Source organism: uncultured Rikenella sp., from assembly GCF_910577125.1.
GTDB lineage: Bacteria > Bacteroidota > Bacteroidia > Bacteroidales > Rikenellaceae > Rikenella.
In genome coordinates this window covers 1-17,858 of record NZ_CAJTMN010000016.1, presented here as the reverse complement: position 1 = coordinate 17,858, position 17,858 = coordinate 1, and the positions used below count along the sequence as shown (strand labels likewise).

The 17,858-nt window shown below is 59.9% G+C and carries 14 protein-coding genes; 3 read left to right on the top strand and 11 right to left on the bottom strand.

Going from position 1 to position 17,858, the window contains the following annotated elements:
* Positions 1-31: 31 nt before the first annotated feature.
* The 3 genes from QZ292_RS03390 to QZ292_RS03380 all read right to left on the bottom strand — a co-directional run bounded on the left by QZ292_RS03390 (position 32) and on the right by QZ292_RS03380 (position 5,414).
* Positions 32-2,776, bottom strand: a complete 2,745-nt coding sequence (locus QZ292_RS03390) for a glycoside hydrolase family 2 protein (protein ID WP_294597848.1) — start codon at positions 2,774-2,776, stop codon at positions 32-34.
* Positions 2,777-2,976: 200 nt separating this feature from the next.
* Positions 2,977-3,174, bottom strand: a complete 198-nt coding sequence (locus tag QZ292_RS03385) for a hypothetical protein (RefSeq protein WP_294597845.1) — start codon at positions 3,172-3,174, stop codon at positions 2,977-2,979.
* Between the two features lie 134 nt (positions 3,175-3,308).
* Positions 3,309-5,414, bottom strand: a complete 2,106-nt coding sequence (locus QZ292_RS03380; protein WP_294597843.1) for a glycoside hydrolase family 2 TIM barrel-domain containing protein — start codon at positions 5,412-5,414, stop codon at positions 3,309-3,311.
* A gap of 121 nt (positions 5,415-5,535) precedes the next feature.
* On the opposite strand from QZ292_RS03380, the gene QZ292_RS03375 reads away from it, so the two are divergent.
* Entirely contained in the window at positions 5,536-5,883 is a 348-nt protein-coding gene (locus QZ292_RS03375) for a hypothetical protein (RefSeq protein WP_294597840.1), read from the top strand.
* Positions 5,884-5,934: 51 nt separating this feature from the next.
* On the top strand, positions 5,935-7,014 hold the full coding sequence (locus QZ292_RS03370) for a BF3164 family lipoprotein (RefSeq protein ID WP_294597837.1): 1,080 nt from the start codon (positions 5,935-5,937) through the stop codon (positions 7,012-7,014).
* A 59-nt stretch (positions 7,015-7,073) separates the two neighbouring features.
* Here the strand turns inward: QZ292_RS03370 and QZ292_RS03365 are convergent, their stop codons facing one another.
* Positions 7,074-8,057, bottom strand: coding sequence for a virulence protein RhuM/Fic/DOC family protein (locus tag QZ292_RS03365; protein ID WP_294597834.1), 984 nt, complete (start codon positions 8,055-8,057; stop codon positions 7,074-7,076).
* A gap of 59 nt (positions 8,058-8,116) precedes the next feature.
* Here QZ292_RS03365 and nth point away from each other — a divergent pair, with 59 nt between their 5' ends.
* The gene (gene nth, locus QZ292_RS03360; RefSeq protein ID WP_294597831.1) at positions 8,117-8,776 is read left to right on the top strand and encodes an endonuclease III; all 660 of its coding nucleotides are present in this window, start codon (positions 8,117-8,119) and stop codon (positions 8,774-8,776) included.
* 30 nt (positions 8,777-8,806) lie between these two features.
* Here nth and rodA read toward each other — a convergent pair whose 3' ends face one another.
* The 7 genes from rodA to QZ292_RS03325 form a co-directional block, all read right to left on the bottom strand.
* Positions 8,807-10,297 (bottom strand): rod shape-determining protein RodA, encoded by a 1,491-nt coding sequence (gene rodA / locus QZ292_RS03355; protein ID WP_294597828.1) that lies wholly within the window; start codon positions 10,295-10,297, stop codon positions 8,807-8,809.
* Positions 10,278-12,104 (bottom strand): penicillin-binding protein 2, encoded by a 1,827-nt coding sequence (mrdA, locus tag QZ292_RS03350; RefSeq protein WP_294597826.1) that lies wholly within the window; start codon positions 12,102-12,104, stop codon positions 10,278-10,280. Before mrdA ends, rodA begins: the two co-directional genes overlap by 20 nt.
* 34 nt (positions 12,105-12,138) lie before the next feature.
* Entirely contained in the window at positions 12,139-12,651 is a 513-nt protein-coding gene (locus tag QZ292_RS03345; protein WP_294597823.1) for a rod shape-determining protein MreD, read from the bottom strand.
* Positions 12,648-13,580, bottom strand: coding sequence for a rod shape-determining protein MreC (gene mreC, locus QZ292_RS03340; protein ID WP_294597820.1), 933 nt, complete (start codon positions 13,578-13,580; stop codon positions 12,648-12,650). Before mreC ends, QZ292_RS03345 begins: the two co-directional genes overlap by 4 nt.
* 1,294 nt (positions 13,581-14,874) lie before the next feature.
* Complete coding sequence (locus QZ292_RS03335; protein WP_294597817.1) at positions 14,875-15,897, bottom strand: rod shape-determining protein; 1,023 nt, start codon at positions 15,895-15,897, stop codon at positions 14,875-14,877.
* Between the two features lie 8 nt (positions 15,898-15,905).
* A complete protein-coding gene (purH, locus tag QZ292_RS03330) occupies positions 15,906-17,492 on the bottom strand; it encodes a bifunctional phosphoribosylaminoimidazolecarboxamide formyltransferase/IMP cyclohydrolase (RefSeq protein WP_294597814.1) in 1,587 nt (528 codons plus the stop codon).
* Positions 17,493-17,648: 156 nt separating this feature from the next.
* Positions 17,649-17,858 (bottom strand): hypothetical protein (locus QZ292_RS03325; protein ID WP_294597812.1); only part of this gene is annotated, 210 nt, incomplete at its 5' end.

Genomic DNA, 17,858 nt, shown 5'->3' with positions numbered 1-17,858 from the left:
GTAAAGTCGCGGTAGCCCGGGGCAGGGATCCCTACTTCACATTCTCCCGCACCGGCCGCTCCGACCGACGCCCCGCCAGCTCGTTCAGCGTCCGCACCGTAATCCCCAACGCCTCAATCCCGTCCGATGCCGGAATATCCTCCGTGAAGTTCAGCTCGATCACCCGCTCTTCGCCCGGCGGCAGGTCGAAGTAGGCATCCGACGGATTCTCCTGCCGCGCCGCCGCGTCGAACACGACCGATTTCAGCAGCGTATTCGCCCGCAGCGTCGCCTCGACCCGTCTCGGCCCCACCTGCCTGTAGGCGATCGTGTAGTCCGCCGCCGGCAGCGCCAGATCCTTGAACGGCACGAACCAGTAGACCGACCGCAGCGTATCCCCGCCGATCACCCCGTCCGCCACCAGGCAGACCTCCCTCCCCTCCGCAGAGAGCCCCCGCAGCAGCTCCGTGTCCTGAGCCCGCAGCAGCTCCCGGTTCGAGTTGGCCGCCACATCCGCCCGCAGGGTCGAATCCCACAGCGTCTGACCTGTAAAATCCATCAGCCGCAGCGAAACCGTCCCCTCCTGCGCCTCGAGCCGGTCTGTCACCGCCCACAGCACCGCCGTCCGGGTCGAGTCCACCCGTTCGAAAGCCAGCAGCGTCGGCACGAAACTCCGCCGGGCATAGTATTGCAGCGCCTTCCAGCGGTAGCGGCTGTCCATCGAGCTCCACGAAACGGCCGGATAGCAGTCGTTCAGCTGCCAGTAGATCGTTCCCTGGTTGAACGGCCGTTTGATGCGGTGTCCCTCCATCGCGATCTTCATCCCCTCGGCCTGAAGCAGCTGGGAGAGATAGACATACGTCCGGAAGTCGTCCTTCAGTAGCGGCAGGTCGCGCACCATGTACTCTTCCAGCAGTCGATATGCCTTCGGACTTTTCTGGTGGGCGATCATCGCCGGCGAGTAGAGCCGCATCTCGTCCGGCGTGAAATATTCCCTGTAGGTGTCGTAGCAGGCCAGCGAGACGAAGCCGTATTCGTTGCTGAACCGCCCCGGCTTATCCTTGTAGACCGAGAAAGGCTCTTCGTCGTGGAAAACGCCCCAGTAGTGCACATCCCCCTTGATCCGGCTCAGCGGATTGCCGCGTCCGTACATCGGCGAGCTCGGATGGTACGACCGTCCCTCGTCCTCCGTCGCCACCACGTTGGCCAGCACGCCCCGGAACAGCGTGTCGATGCCGTGCTTGATCTGCGCCTGCTCCGTGGAGTCCCATCCGTAGACCTTCTGGTATCCCCAATGGTTCCACGCTTCGTCGATTTCGTTGTTCCCGCACCAGATGGCCAGCGACGGGTGGTTCCTCAAGCGCCGCACGTTGTAGACCGCCTCGCGCCGCACGTTGTCGAGGAAAGCCGTGTCCCACGGGTAGAACGAGCAGGCGAACATGAAGTCCTCCCACACCATCATCCCCCGCTCGTCGCACAGGTCGAAGAAGAGATCCTCTTCGTAAATCCCGCCGCCCCAGATGCGGAGCATGTTCATATGCGAGTCCGCCGCCCCGTCCACGATCGCCCGGTAGCGTGCCGTGTCGACCCGCGACGGGAAGACGTCCTGCGGAATGTAGTTCGCACCTTTGATAAAACACGGGATGCCGTTCACGTAGAACTGGAAACTGGCCCCCTCGCCCACGCTGTCCGGCTCCTGCACCAGCTCGATTTTCCGCACGCCGATCCGTTGCGTGTCCCGGTCCAGCAGCCGTCCCCGCTTGTCCGTCACGAACGTCCGCACGGTGTAGAGGTTGGGTTCGCCCATCCCGTTCGGCCACCAGAGCTTCGGGTGGACGATGGCGAACGGGATATCGACCGTCGTCTCCGTCTCTCCGGAAGCGCCCACCATCACGTCGGTCTGGCCGTAAATATGCGTGGCGGCCGAGTCGGCCACGATCACCCGCACCGGTGTCTGCGCGCCCGCCTCCCCGCGTAGCGAGACCCGTGCCGTGAATGCGCCGCGCAGCGAGTCCTGCCAGCTTTCGCGGACGAATTGGATGCGGTCGATCGCCGCCTCCGACCAGGCGTCCAGATAGACCGGCCGCCAGACGCCCATCGTCAGATACCTCGGCCCCCAGTCCCAGCCGAACTGGTACGGCGCTTTGCGCGTGAAGACGCTGGTTTTCCACTCTCCCTTGTCGTTGTCGTTGGGCAGCTTCACGGGGTAGGCCATCGCCTCCGGCAAGGCCGTGGCGTAAGCCGGGTGGAAGACGATGCGCAGGGTGTTGACCGTATCTGCCCGGAGCAGACCGTTCACCGGAATGCGCCATTCGACGAACATGTTGTCCGTCCCGCCCAGCACCAGCGAGTCGTTGAGGTAGACGTCGGCATAGGTGTCGATGCCCTTGAAAACCAGCTCCTGATAGGCTTGTGCCACGATGTCTGCCGACGGGGTGAATGCCGTCCGGTACTCCCAGCTGCGTTCGCCGATCCACTGCAGGTCTGTTTCGGTCGTCCCGCCGAACGGTTCGGGAATCCGCCCAAGGTGGAAGAGGTCGGTGTGTACGGTGCCGGGTACGGTTGCCGGCAGCCAATCCGGCACCGTTTTTTCGACGAGCAGGTCGTGGTGTGCGTCTCCGGTCGCCGACTGCGGAGTATCCGTTTCGCGGAACGACCAGTTTTCGATCAGCGGTTGCCGGCAGCGTTGCGGGGTCTGGCCGAGCCATTCGGAGGCGTCTCGCGGGCCGCAGGCGGTCAGTGCCGCCGCCGTGCCGAGCAGTGAGAGGGTGCGAAAGAGTAGGGCATGATGTTTCATGGGAGGTGCCGATTTTTGAAATGGGTTCGAGAGCAAATATAGCACAAAACGGTCTTTTTTGTATGCCGGCGGGGTGAAAAGGCACCGACGGAAGTGGGGTAGAGGCGCCTCTACGGTGCGTGGTCGCTGCCTGAGTTCTGCGAGCCCCAGGCGCGTGAACAGAGAATGAGTCTTGCGGAGCTTAAGGCGTAGCGTAGCTATCACAAAAGTTTACCTCGGGTTTCCTCCTCGCCGCTCGGCAATTTGCAAACTTTGTTTGCATTGCTTTCGCTGGCAGCGTCGGTTTTGGTGCCGCTTTTTCCAAAAAGCGGCAGTTTCAGACGGGTTCGCAGCTCGGCAGTCGCCCGCACGCCTAAAAGGGCATATTCTTGCCGATTGGCGGCCAGCCAATCCGGCAAGAATTGCCGCGGGCGACAGAAAAGGTTTGCCGAGCCCGCACGCCGACGCCTTAAGCTCTACAAGACTCAGGGCGAACTGGAGAAACCGTTTCGCTGCGGCAGCCTCCACCTCTCGTCGACCGGCCACGTTCGATCTACGGCCGGCGCGAAAAGGCGATTGATGACGAGGTCACCTCCGGCCCGCCCGCAGACTCGATGCCCGGCAGCACCGGCCGATCGACGACCACCCACACGCTCCGATCCCGGGCCCCGGACAACGGATCGACCGCCTCCACCAGATTCTCGCCCGGCCGCAACGTCACCTCCTTCCACTCGAACCGTCCCAGACCGTCGTTCGACCGCAGCCCCTGAGAAGCCCCGTTGACAAAGAGCTCCACATCGCTCCCGTTCGAAAAGACCCGCACCGTCTGCACCCGCGAGAACCGCTCCTCGACACGGCTGTCCGCCAGATGCACGAACGATTCCGACGTATTCCAGTTCGCTTTGTAGAAGTAAAAAGCATCTTTCCGCACCCGGCGGTCGAACGTCACCAGACCGTAGTCCGCCACCCCCGGCCGGGCACCGTCCGTACGGTGCGCCGCGCCGTAGTCGAACATCGTCCAGACGAAAGTCCCCCAAAAGTTCGGCCGCGCCGCAATCACGCTCCAGTAATTCTCGTGCAGCCAGGTCTGCCACTGCTCCGGATGCCAGCCTCCCGCCGCATCCGGACGGCTGAGGCTGTCGGCCCACTGATAGATGCTCGCCCCCGCGCCGTACTCGCTCACCCCGCTCCGAAGGGTCGGAAATCCTCGCCGCAAATCGCGCGTCCAGATCGCAAAATCCTGCGGCTGACCCGATTTCCATCCCAAAAATTGATTGAATCCGATCAGGTCGGTCACGAAGTTCAACTCGCCGTCCTGATTGCTCGCCGCCACCGTCAGCCGGCCGCCGCCCTCCTCCTTGGCCACGCGGTTCAGCTCGCGCACCACGCCGATCGGATCGGCTCCCCGCTGGGTCAGCTGGTCGAACAGCCCCCACCAGACGACCGACGGATGGTTGTACTGCTGATGCATCATCTCGCGCAGCTGTTGCAGGAGATTGGCGCGGAAACCCTCGCTGTCGCTGAATCCCTTGTCGCGATAGGCCCCGGCACCGACCAGCGGCAGGTCGCTCCAGACCAGAATCCCGGCCCAGTCGCACAGGTCGAGAAAATAGGAATCGTTCGGGAAATAGGCGCACCGCACGGCATTCACCCCCATCTCGCGCATCAGTTCGATGTCGCGTCGGTGGTTCTGCCGCCGCAGGGCGTTCCCGATGCCGTCCCAGTCCTCCACGCGGCAGACGCCCTGAATCCGCAGCGGCCGATCGTTCAGGTAGAACCGATTGTCGTCCCCCACGCTGAACCACCGCAGACCGAAAGCCTGGCACACCGTGTCCTCTCCTCCCTCCGAACCGCTCACCCGCGCCTCCAGCGTATAGAGGTAGGGATCCTCCGTCCCGTTCCACAGGTGTGGCCGGGCGATCGAGAACGAAATACCTACATCGCTGCGCCCCCCGGCATCGAGTTTCACCCGCCGGTTCAGCGTCTCGACCACATTTCCCTCGCCGTCGCGCACCGTAAAGGTGGCGGTCGCCATCTCGCCGCTCCGGCCCCGCACCGCTGCGTGCGCATTCACTTCGGCCTGCTCGGCCGACACCCGGGTGGGGGTCACATAGAGTCCGCTCGATCCGTAATCGTCGAGGGCGATATGCGTGGCCGGGGTCGAGATCAGTTCGACGCTGCGGTACAGGCCGCCATAGATATTCAGGTCGCCGGTCAGCGGCGCGACGTCGAGGTCTGGTGCGTTATTCACTCTCACCCACAAGGTGTTTCGTCCGCCGAACCGCACATGAGGGGTGATCTCCCAGGCAAAGGCGGTGTATCCGCCGCGGTGCTGCCCCACGTGTTTGCCGTTCACGAAGAGGTCGCAGACGGAGTTGGCGCCGCCGAAGCGCAGAAAGAGCCGCCGTCCGTTCCATCCGGCGGGAATCTCGATCACTTTGACGTAGTTGCCCAGCCCGCGATAGTAGTCGGGTTTGCCGCCGAGCAGGTCGGTATTCCACGTATGGGGCAGATCGACGGGCCGTCCGGCCGCCGAGGCGTTCATCTCCCAACTGGGTGTATAAGTCCATCCGCGGTCGAGCGAGACGCTCTGCCGCTGGGCGCCGGCGGTGGCACACAGCCCGAAAATGGCGAGTAGAAGAAAAAGACTCTTTTTCATAGGAATCGGTTTCGGTATGGTCGAAGACAAAGATACGGATTTCCGGGGGAAGTGCGAGACGAAGCAGAAGCGCTCAACTTTGCTTCAATAGATTTTGTTTTCTCGATTTTTCAGATTACATTTGAAGCAAAACAATAAAATTCACTTTCAAAAACTCATTCAAGACCTGAAAAAACATCTGAAAACCGCAATTTTTGGCTCAGTAGCATTAGCTGCCGGGGTGTCGGCATGGGTCAATTTCCGGCTCGCTTCGTCGGAACAGCCGCTCTCGGATCTTACACTGGCTAATATCGAGGCGATGTCATACATTTATGACAATAATGGATCCAAATACGGAGAATGCAACCCGCCTTGGGAATTACTTTGCGTACCGGAAGTTTTCAATAATGGGTACCCGGGAAAACCTGCAGATAATAGCGGCGGGCCATATGTCATAGAATTTCCGGGCATTTTTAAATCACTCAAATAACATCACTCAAACGGAGAGGTTTTTCCCCTCCGTTTTTAATATATCGATTCGATGAAATCATTGTTATTTCTACTCATTACAACCATCGCGACAGGGTGCGCTACTCCTGGTCACTCCCAAAAAAACGAAAGCTTATTTACGAATTTAAAATCGATAAAAGCACAAACTAAACACATCAATATCGATACGGAATTTATTTTAGAACCTATTTATTGCACTGCTATCAAGAACGAATTACTTTCGGGCAGCTTTTTGACCGATCCGATGATCGAAGTATACAATGTACAAACAAAACTTCAAGGACACAGTATACAACCCCAAGGAAAAGGGCCCGACGAAATGCTCAGACTCTCTTCCATGTACACTCACAACAATCTGCTATTCCTTTACAGTTCGATGGAAGGCAAAATATTCTGGCGCAACATGGATGAGGCATCTGCAAAACCCATGATCACGTTATACGCCGACGCTCGCAAACGCGATTTGTTTTGGTTCAAAATGGCTCCCGTTGCAGGAAATCGATATATAGTTACCGGTATTATGGATCCGGAGGTCAAATCCCAATTCGCACTATTGGACAGCACGTTGCGGGTCACGCGTTATTTCGATTCTTTCCCGGTCGAAGGAACTCCCATGGCTAATCTCTCGTTTCCGCAGCAAAGCATGGGTTTCCAAGGGTGGATGACAGTCACACCGGATGGCAAAAAAATGATGTGGACGTCTAAACCCGGATCTATCTTCCGTTTCTACGACCTTTCCCAGCAACGACCCTTGAAAATAAAAGAATACATCCGGAATATCCCTGTTTTCTATGCCCGTACCGACACGGATACGGGGGTCGAACAAGACAAAGACAATGAATGGGGGGTGCTGAATGCCACGGCGAATGACAGCTGCTTTTTCGCCCTGTACAGTTCGAAACGGATCGCGGAAGGGTCGCTCGAAAGTTCGGACATTTATGTGTTCGACCTGCAGGGAAACCCGATCCGGCATCTCGTGCTCGACCGGCTGGCTACGCATATCGTCTGGGTGCCGGGCGAAGGAGAGGAGGCGCAGACCGTACGGGGACTCTACATGTTCGGACGGAACGAAGAGTCGCTGGAACCTGAGATTTTCAAAGTGCTCTACTGATCTTTGCCCAGTCCGAAGAGACACCGGTTGCCGCCGGAAAGAGCAAATAAAGGAAGGTGTCAGTTATTCCGGTTGATCAGGTTCACAACGACTTTCGTCATCACCTCTTTCTCTTCGGTGCGGCTCTCGGCGATCATGAGCGTCAGGGCGACCAACGTATTGTTGTCCACGAGGCGAGACCCGTCGGCCCGGTAGAGAATCCGGTTGTTCTCCAGAAACCACAGAAAAAGAAAGGCGGCGATCCGCTTGTTCCCGTCGCTGAAGGAGTGGTTCTTCACGGTCAGGTAGAGCAGATTGGCGGCTTTCTCCTCGACGCTCGGATAGAGTTCCCGACCGTCGAAAGTCTGATAAATCACCCCCATCGTGCTCCGGAACGACTCGTCTTTCTCATGGGCGAACAGCTCGCTCCCGCCGAACTTGTCGCGCAACACCTGCAAGGCCTGCATCGCATTCTCGTAGGTGGCCCGGAAAGACGCTTCGGAGGTCGTGGCCGAGATCTCCAGCTGCTGGTAATCGTACCGGTCGAGGGTGTCGAGGCCGTAGGTGTAGTCGGTAATCACGCGCAACAGTCCGACGGCCTCGGAACGCGTCACCTCTTTGGCCGACAGGACGTTGGAGAGCAGCCGCACGGTTCGTTTCAGCTCTTCCAGCTGCTCGGCCTTCGCCTGGCGGTCGACAGCATACCCCTTGATCAGGTACTCTTTCAGGACGCGGTTCGCCCAAACGCGAAACCGGGTGGCATTTTTCGAATTGACCCGATAACCGACGGACAGGATCATGTCCAGATTATACGTCTCCACCCGCCTTTTAACTATGCGGGTACCCTCCTGCCGAACTATTTCCATTTTGGAAACAGTTGAGTCCGGATCCAACTCGCCGCTGCGATAGATATTGCGGATATGCTTCGAGATAGCAGGCACTTCGGTGCCAAACAACAGGGCTATCTGCGCCTGGGTCAGCCAGACACTCTCCGACTCCAGGCGCACCTCGAGACGGGTCTCACCGTCGGAGGTCCGGTAAATGACGATCGTTCCGTTATCCATGAGCGTGAAAATACGAAAATTCGAGCTATTTTTGCTTCCCGGAACGAATTTCACTGCTTATGACTGTCAAAGAGAGGTTTGCGGGCATCATCGCCTGGTTCGCCGAGAACCGGCCCGACGACGATACCGAACTGCACTACCGGTCGCCGTACGAGTTGCTGGTCGCCGTGATGCTCTCGGCCCAGTGCACCGACAAACGGGTCAATCTCGTCACGCCGGCCCTCTTCGAGCGCTTCCCCACGGCGCACGATCTGGCGGGAGCCACGCCGGACGAGGTGTTCGAGTACATCCGGTCGGTTTCCTACCCCCGATCGAAGTCGGAACACCTGGTGGCGATGGCGCAACGGCTGGAGGAGGTCTACGGAGGGCGGGTGCCGGACACGGTCGAGGAGCTCACCACCCTGCAAGGGGTGGGACGCAAGACGGCCAACGTGATCGTCTCGATCGTCTACGACAAGCCGGCGATGGCCGTGGACACGCATGTGTTCCGGGTGGCGGAGCGGATCGGGCTGACGACCGGGTCGAAGAATCCGCTGCAGACGGAACGGGCGCTGGTGCGGCACATTCCGGAGAGGCTGCTCGGCCGGGCGCACCACTGGCTGATTTTGCACGGCCGGTACGTCTGCACGGCGCGGGCGCCGAAGTGCGCGACGTGCGGCATCGCGCCGTGGTGCCGGATGCGTCAGCGGGAGCTGGCCAAAGAGGAGAAAAATCGATGAATCGTATGCGGCGGTAGCGGCCCCGCGCGCTTACAGCAGTTTTCGCGCGCTCTCCTCGTACTGCGACGCGTCGAGACGCAGGGCGACGAAGAGCAGGAGGGTGAAGGCCATCAGCGACGACCCCCCGTAGCTGAAAAACGGGAGCGGAATCCCCACCACCGGGAAAAGACCGATCGTCATCCCGATGTTGATGGCGAAGTGCATGAAAAAGATGGCCGCCACCGAATAGCAATATATCCGGCCGAAAGGCTCTTTCTGACGTTCGCCCATGCGCATCAGCCGCAGAATCAGGGCGAAAAAGAGGGTCACGACGAACAGCGACCCGATGAATCCCCACTCCTCGCCCACGGTGCAGAAGATAAAGTCGGTGCTCTGCTCGGGCACGAAGCTGAAACGGGTCTGTGTTCCGCCCAGGAAGCCTTTGCCGGCGAATCCGCCCGAACCGATGGCGATCTTGGACTGGATCACGTTGTAGCTCCACCCGTGGGGGTCGTTCTCGATGCCGAGCAGGTCGAGGATCCGTTTCTGCTGGTGCAGCTGGAGGATGTTGTCGAAAACGTAGTCCACCAGCCCGGTGAAGACGACGGCGCCGGCGAAAAAGACGACGTATTTCCAGAGATTGGTCGCGTGGTGCCGGATGCCGTACCGCACGAGCCACGGCAGGGAGAGCGCCGTCCCGGTCAGCATCGAAGCGAAGAGCGACAGGTGTGCGCCGACCAGCGTCCCTATGCCGAAGACGACCGTCCCGAGCAGCAGCACGAGGGCGGCATAGCGCACGCTGTCGCGCCAGTTGCGGTTGACGAGCCCCTGCGCCGCCAGACAAAGGAAGAAGACGACGAACAGAATGGGCAGCGGTTCGAGCAGGAAGGAGATGACGAAGAGAAACACGAGCATCAGGGCCACCACATAGAGCGCCGTTCCGAACCCTTCGCGGTAGAGCATCAGGAAGAAGGCGGCGAAGATCAGGGCCGACCCGGTGTCGTTCTGGGCCAGAATCAGCAGGACGGGAATCCCGATAATCAATCCGATGTAATAGACGGCCTTGCCGGTATGCAGGTCGAAATTGTAGGCGCTCATGTATCTGGCCAAAGCCAGCGCGGTGACGAACTTCATGAATTCGGCGGGCTGTATCCTGACGGGGCCGATCGAGAGCCACGACTGCGCCCCGTGGCTCTCATGCCCGACGAGCAGCACGAAAAGCATCACGCCCAACATGAAGAAATAGAGCGGATAGGCGAGCATGTGCCAGTATTTGCTGTCGATCAGCAGGATGGAGACGGCCAGAAAAAAGCTGATGCCGATCCAGAGCATCTGCATGCCGTAGCGCTGCGAGAGGTCGAAGATGCCGGCGTGTTCTTCGTCGTAGACGGCGGCGAAGATGTTGAGCCACCCGAAGAAGACCATCACGACGTAGATGGCCACCGTCCACCAGTCGATGTCGGCGGCGAAGAGCCGTCCTCCGTTTTTCCGGGCAGCGGGGCGGCCGGTGCCGAACGTGTATTTATCTGCCGCGTTTGTCATACATCGGATAGGCTATGGTCATCTCTTTCATCTGCCGGACGAGCTCCGGGCGCCGGATGGTGTCGGTCAGGTACTGCTCGATCAGCAGGCTGGCGATGGGGGCGGCGGCCGAACCGCCGAAACCGCCGTGCTCGACGTAGACCGAGACGACGATCTTGGGGTCGTACCGCGGGGCGAAGCACAGAAAGGTCGAGTGGTCCGCTCCGTTGGGGTTCTGGGCGGTGCCGGTCTTGCCGCAGATGTTGAGCCCCGGCACGTAGGCGCGTCCGCCGGTTCCGGCGACGTTCACCCCTTCCCACATCCCTTCGACGATCGGTTCGAAGTACTTCGGGTCGACTTTCGTGTAGTTTTTCCGGTAGAACCGGGCGTCGATGGAGTCGCGGCCGGCGATCTTCTTCACCACGTGCGGGATATAGTAGTGTCCCCGGTTGGCGATGGTGGCGCCGAGGTTGGCGAGCTGCAGGGGGGTCACCCCCAGCTCGCCCTGTCCGATGGCAAGCGAGATGACGGTGAGCGAGTTCCAGCGGCTGCGGTAGCGCCGGTCGTAGAACTCTTTGGTCGGCACGTAGCCGGCGAGCTCGTCCCAGAAGTCGGATTCGAGTTTGCGGCCGAAGCCGAAGCTGCGCACGTAGTCGTACCACATGTCGAAGCCGCCTTTGGCGATTCCGCCGTACTGGCGGTTGTCGAGGATGTCGCGGAAGACGTAGCAGAAGTAGGCGTTGCACGAATTGGCGGTGGCCTGCACGAGGTTCATGGGCGAGTAGTGGGTGTGGCACTTCACCCCCCGTCCGACGGTATATCCTCCGCTGCAGGGGTGGTAGTCTTCGGGCCGGGAGACGCCCTCTTCGAGTCCGATCAGGCCGTTGACGACCTTGAAGGTGGAGCCGGGCGGGTAGCGGGACATCACGGCGCGGTTGAACAACGGGTGCCGGGGGTTCCGCAGGAGCTCCATGTAGTTGTTCCCCAGATCGCGGCCGACGAGTTTGTCGGGGTCGTAGGAGGGGGAGCTGGCCATGACGAGAATCTCGCCGGTGGCGGGCTCGATGGCCACTACGGAGCCGATCTTCCCGGCCATGAGCTCCTCGGCGAGCTGCTGCAGGTCGGCGTCGATGGTGCAGGTGATGGCCTCGCCCGGCACCGGGAGGGTGTCGTAGCGGCCGTCGGCATACGATCCTTTGGGCATGCCGTAGACGTCGACGAGTTCGACTTTCACCCCTTTTTTCCCGCGCAGGTACTGTTCGTAGGATTTCTCGATGCCGCTCTTGCCGATGTAGTCGCCCATGCGGTAATAGGGGTCGCGTTTGATGGTGGCTTCGTCGACTTCGTTGATGTAGCCGAGGAGGTTGCCGGCGATCTTCCGGGGGTAGGTGCGCGAGGTGCGGTACTGGGTATAGAAGCCGACGAGGTGGCGTTCGTCGAGCTTGAATTTCACCTCTTTGGGGAGCTGTTTGAAGATCATCGAGGGGCGTCGCTTGGAGTACCGCCGGGCCTTATCCAGGGCTTTCCGGATATCTTCGACGGTGACGCCCAGGGTCTCGGCGAGGAAAACGGTGTCGAACGGCTCCACGTCGCGCGGGATGACCATCAGGTCGTAGGATTCGGTGCTCTGGACGAGGAACTCGCTGTTCCGGTCGTAGACTTCGCCGCGCGAGGGATACTGTACCATGTAGCGCATGGCGTTGTTCCGGGCGTACTCTTTGTAGGAGCTGTCGACGATCTGGATCCAGAAGAGGCGCCCGACGAGGACGAGCACGACGAGAAAGAGGCCGAGGTAGAGTATCTGTTGGCGTCTGGAGGGGATATTCATGGACTTTCGCTGCAAACTAACGAGTGGGGGGGGATCAGACTTTCACTGCCGTACGAACGAGCGGGAGGTGCAAAAAGTATATGATCCCGATGCTGAATATCGAGCTGAACACGATGCGGAGGGCGATCATCCACACCGCTCCGGAGGGGTCTTCGAGGATAAAGAAGGGGAGGTTGAAGAGCAGGACAAGGACGGTGACGTACCGCAGGAATTTAGCCGTCCCGACACGTCCCGCCGTCGGTATCCCCCCTTCGTAGACGAGCTCTTTGCCGAGAAAGAGCCCGACGACGGTCGGCCGCACGAAGGCGAGCCACGTGGAGACGATGGTCTGCAGTCCTGCGGTCCCGGACATGAAGTCCACGGCGGCGCCGCTCCCGAAGCCGAGCATCAAGAGGAGCCAGCCGGGCGTATCCAACGGCAGCAGGATGATGAACATGATGTAGATGTAGGGGTTCACCACGCCGCCGAGGTTGATGTTGTCGAAGACGAACTCCTGAAGGATGAGCAGGAGCAGAAAAATGGCGGTGTATTCCAAAAACCGGATCATGGGCGTCCTCCTTCCTCTGTTCCGTCCGAAATGTCGAAATGATTGCCGCCGCTGCCCGCCACCGAGGCTGCGGTCTGTTCGCTGATACCGGTCTCGGCGTTCCCGATGGTGTTCTCCAGCGCGCGCCGCTCTTCCTGTTCGAGGTAGTGCACGGCATAGACGCGGCGGAGGCGTGCGAGGTCGGTGAAGAGCTGCACGCGGACTTTATAGAATGTCCCGTTCACCATCTCGAAGCTTTCGACGGTGCCGATGGGCTGGTCGGGCGGGAAGATATATGAGTAATCGGTGGTCACGACGGTATCGCCGACCTCCATGTCGGCATACTTGGGTATCTCGTCGAGGATGACTTCGCGGTGGCTGAGTCCGTCCCAGTAGATGGAGCCGAAGAAGTCGCTCCCCTGGATCCGTCCGCTGGTGCGGAAGTCTTTGGTGTTGAGGATGGAGACGGCGACGGAGAAGTGGTCGGAGCAGCGCACGACGTATCCCACGATCCCGTCATCGGCGATCAGGGCCATCTCGGGCTCCACGCCGTCTAAGGTGCCTCGGTCGATGGTGATGTAGTTCTCGCGTTTGCTGATGCTGTTCCGGATGACGCGGGCGGGTTGGTAGCGATATCGCTGCAGGAGTTCGGCGACGGGTATCGAATCGTCGGGGGTAGCGGGTGCCAAGAGCGGTGTCACGGGCTGGGGCAGGCTCCGCAGCCGGGCGATCTCGTCGAGCAGGCGCCGGTTCTCGGCGCGCAGGCTGAAGTATTCGCCGATGTCGGCGAGTTTGTCGTAAATCCCGTTCACGAGCCGGTCGGAAGCTCCGGCGAGGCGTGCTTTCTGGTAGAGGTTGCTGTGGAGGAACACGCTGATGGCTATCGCTTCGAGGGCGATAAACAGGAGGACGTAGTAGATCCGTTTGAGAAAAAGGAGTAACTTCAGCAACTCGGGTTCGGTTTTATATCGGTGTCGGCCGGCAGGCCTATGGAGGGAAACAACAGCCTTGGTCTGCAGTCGTAGGAGGGCTTGTCTCCGCGCTTTTCCGACCGCTGCCGAGGCTGGCTCAAGGTTTTCAAGAATGCCCGCTCCGGGCTATCGCCATCGCGCGGATGGCGTGCAGCGTAACGTCGGCAGCGAGGGTACGGTCTGGTCGGCCGCGTCCTGTGATTTTGGCGACCACTACCGTAGCTTGCACTTGTACTTCTACACGACGGGACTCAATCCCAGCAATCCGACGTACCGGGCATACGGTATTCAGTTGCGTTGCCTCTCGGAATAAACGGGGCCCACGGACATTCCGAAGTGGGAGCCTCATTTATATCGTTGCGTCCGGGCGCCCGGGAGGAACCGCAATTTTCGACGCGTAAGCGGCGTATTGCGGGCCTCCCGAGGGGGAGGCGTCCGGCCCGCGCGACCCTGCGGGTCGCAAAAGCTCTGCTCAATTCTTTGCTGTTTCGGGCTGCGCGCAGGCCCGGCGATTCCTTTCAGAATCGCGCTACTCGCTCTCGGCCCCGTGTCCGCTTCATTGCGGCTCCGCTGTCGCTCCGCCACGTTTCGTGCGCCTGGGGGAAATCTTGTTTAAACACGACTGCGTGTTTGAACGATTTCCCTTTTTAGGCGTGGCGCACGGACTTGTTAATGCGTTTTTAAGTCGTCCGTGGCAATTCTTGCCGGATTGGCTCACCGCCAATCGGCAGAATATGCCCTCTTAGGCGGGCGCACCCACAGGGTGTTTTATTGGCAGCCTCTACCCCAACCGGACGGAACTGCGCTCGGGCCGCGCAGTCCCCGCTTAAGTAAGGCAGTGATAACTCCTGTAAAAGCCCTTGTGGGGCCCCACGGTGGGCAAATGGCTGTGTTGGCCCAACTCCTCGCACCGTCCTCTGTCGAGCTTTGTCCCGGACGGAACTGCCCTCGCGCCGGGCAGGCGGTGCGTGCCGCACTCCCAATTGGCCGTGTCAACCCAATTCTTTGCCCCGTTCTCTGTCCGCGCGCCTTTGGGAAATCCAGTCAAAATGTGCCAGCACATTTTGACGATTTCCCTCTTAAGGCAACGGCGCGCGGTGCCTTCGGGCACTCCGAAATGGCCGCCTCTACCCCAACCGGATAGAACTGCCCTCGGGCCGCGCGGGCCCCACTTAGTAAGGCAGAGAGAACCCTAACAAAACACCCAACGGGTGCGTGGACGGGCGATGCTTACGCATCGCTGCAGCAGCCTCTGCCCAAACATCTGTCCGCCTTACCGCATCAGGAAGGAGAACCGGCCGATGTTCTTCAGCGCGATCCCCGTCCCACGCGCCACCGCACGCAACGGGTCTTCCGATACGTGGAACGGTATCCGCGTCTTTTGGAACAGCCGCTTGTCCAGCCCCCGCAGCAAAGCCCCCCCGCCGGCCAGATAGATGCCGTTCTTCACGATATCCGAATACAGTTCCGGCGGAATTTTTTCGAGCACCTTCATAATCGCCGTATCGACCTTCATCAGCGACTTGTCCAGCGCGTGCGCCACCTCCTTGTACGAAACCGGTATCTCCAGCGGCAGCGAGGTGATGATGTTCGGCCCCCGAACGATGTGGTCGTCCGGCGGATTATCCAGATTATCGATCGCAGCCCCCACGGCGATCTTGATCTCCTCAGCCGTCCGCTCGCCAATCTTGATGTTGTGCTGCTGGCGCATGTAGGTCTGTATATCTTCCGTAAACACGTCCCCGGCCACGTTGATCGACTCGTTGCAGACGATCCCGCCGAGCGAAATCACAGCCACCTCGGCCGTCCCCCCGCCGATATCGACCACCATGTGTCCCTCCGGCGCCTCCACGTCGAGCCCCATCCCCAAAGCCGCGGCCATCGGTTCGTAGATCATATAGACTTCGCGCCCCCCCGCATGTTCTGCCGAATCGCGCACGGCACGGATCTCCACATTCGTAGATCCGCTTGGTATACAAATCACCATCCGCAATGACGGACTGAACATTTTGTTCCGCGATTTGATCATCTTGATCATCCCGCGGATCATCATCTCGGCTGCCGTAAAGTCGGCGATCACCCCGTCCCGCAACGGCCGGATGGTCCTGATGTCCTGGTGCGTCTTCCCGTGCATCTGCCGGGCCTGGTTCCCGATGGCCACCGGCTGGTTGGCGTGCTGGTCGAGCGCGACGATCGAGGGCTCGTCGACGACGATCTTGTCGTTGTAGATAATAATGGTGTTGGCCGTCCCGAGGTCCATGGCCAACTCCTGAGTGAGGAATGAAAAGAGTCCCATGACGCGGTTTAGTGTTTGAAGTGGCGCAAGCCGGTGAATACCATGGCCATCCCGTTAGCGTTGCAGTAGTCGATGGTCTCCTGGTCGCGCACCGATCCGCCGGGCTGGATCAGGGTGTCGATCCCCTCCGCATGCGCAATCTCGGCGCAGTCGGCGAACGGGAAGAAGGCGTCCGAAGCGAGCACCGCTCCCCGCAGGTCGAATCCGAACGACTTCGCCTTGGCGATGGCCTGTTTCAAGGCATCGACCCGCGAGGTCTGCCCGATGCCGCTGGCGAGCAGCATCCCGCCCTTGGCCAGGACGATCGCATTGGATTTCGAATGTTTCACGATCTTGTTGGCGAAGATCAGATCTTTCAATTCCGCTTCGGTAATCCCTTTGGCCGTCACCTGTTTGGCTTCGGAATCCAGCCCCCCCACTTTCGCATCCCGCTCCTGCACGGCCACCCCGCCGAGCAGCGACCGGAACTGCCGTCCGCTGCCGCAACAGCCGCCTGCCCTGACCTCAGCCTTGGTTTTGAGGATAATCCGGTTTTTCTTGGTTTCGAGAATGGCCAGCGCCTCTTCGTCATACCCCGGCGCCATAATGACTTCGAAGAAGATTTCGTTGATTTTTTCAGCCGTAGCTTTGTCGACCACCCGGTTGGTAATCAGCACGCCGCCGAACGCCGACACCGGGTCGCCCGCCAGCGCATCCGTCCACGCTTCGACCAACGTGGGCCGCACCGCCACCCCGCAGGCGTTGTTGTGCTTCATGATCACGAACGCCGGATCGCCGTCGCCGAATTCGGAGATGAGGTTCACCGCGGCATCCATGTCGAGCATGTTGTTATAGGAGATCTCCTTGCCGTGCAGCTGTTCGAACCGCGCGGACAGATCCCCGTAGAATGTCGCCGCCTGATGCGGGTTCTCGCCGTACCGCAGGTGGGTCGCCTTCTGCTCCGTAAAGCTCTGTTTGAAGGCCGGAATCCCCTCTTCGCGGTTGAAGTAGTTGAAGATGGCGGTGTCGTAGTGCGAACTCACGTTGAACGCCTCTGCCGCCAGGTGCCTCCGCTGTTCCAGCGTAGTCACCCCGTCCTGCGTCTTGAGCAGGTCGAGGATATAGCCGTACTGCGCCACGCTCGGCACGATGGCGACGTCCTTGAAGTTCTTGGCGGCGGCGCGGATCAGCGAGATCCCGCCGATGTCGATCTTCTCGATAATCTGCTGTTCGGTCGCCCCCGGGGTCGCCACGGTCTGCTCGAACGGATAGAGGTCGACGATCACGAGGTCGATTTCGGGAATTTCATACTGTTCGGTTTGCTGCCGGTCGGTTTCGTTGTCCCGCCGCGCGAGAATCCCGCCGAACACCTTCGGATGCAGGGTCTTCACCCGCCCGCCGAGTATCGACGGATAGCCGGTCAAGTGCTCGACGGCATGGGCTTTGACACCCAATTCTTCGATAAAAGTCTGTGTCCCGCCGGTCGAATATATCTTCACGCCGTGCTTATCTAACTCGCGAACGATCTCTGCCAACCCGTCCTTATAGAAGACGGAAATCAGCGCGCCTTTGATTTTTTTCACTGTCGTAACGTTGTTGTTTGTTTTAAGGTACAAAGATACGACATTTATTTGTTAGTCGTCCTGTCCGGAAGGGGGAGAAGGCAGGAATTTTTCGTCTTTTTTCGACCTCCGCGCGGAGATATTCAGCCGGGTCGCCCCGGCGCGCGAACAAAAACTAAGGACTGCGGAGCGTAAGGAGTAGCGTAGCTATCACAAAAGTTTTTGGTGCCGCTTTTTCCAAAAAGCGGCAGTTCCAGCCAGCACAAAGCTCGCCCGTCGCCCGCCCGCGTAAAAGGGCATATTCTGTTGGTTGGCACTCGGCCAACCAACGAGAATTGCCGCGGGCGACTCAAAAAGTGCTAAAACCGCGCGCCACGCCTTAGGAGGCGATTCAACTGTTTCGGCGATGAGCCGAAACAG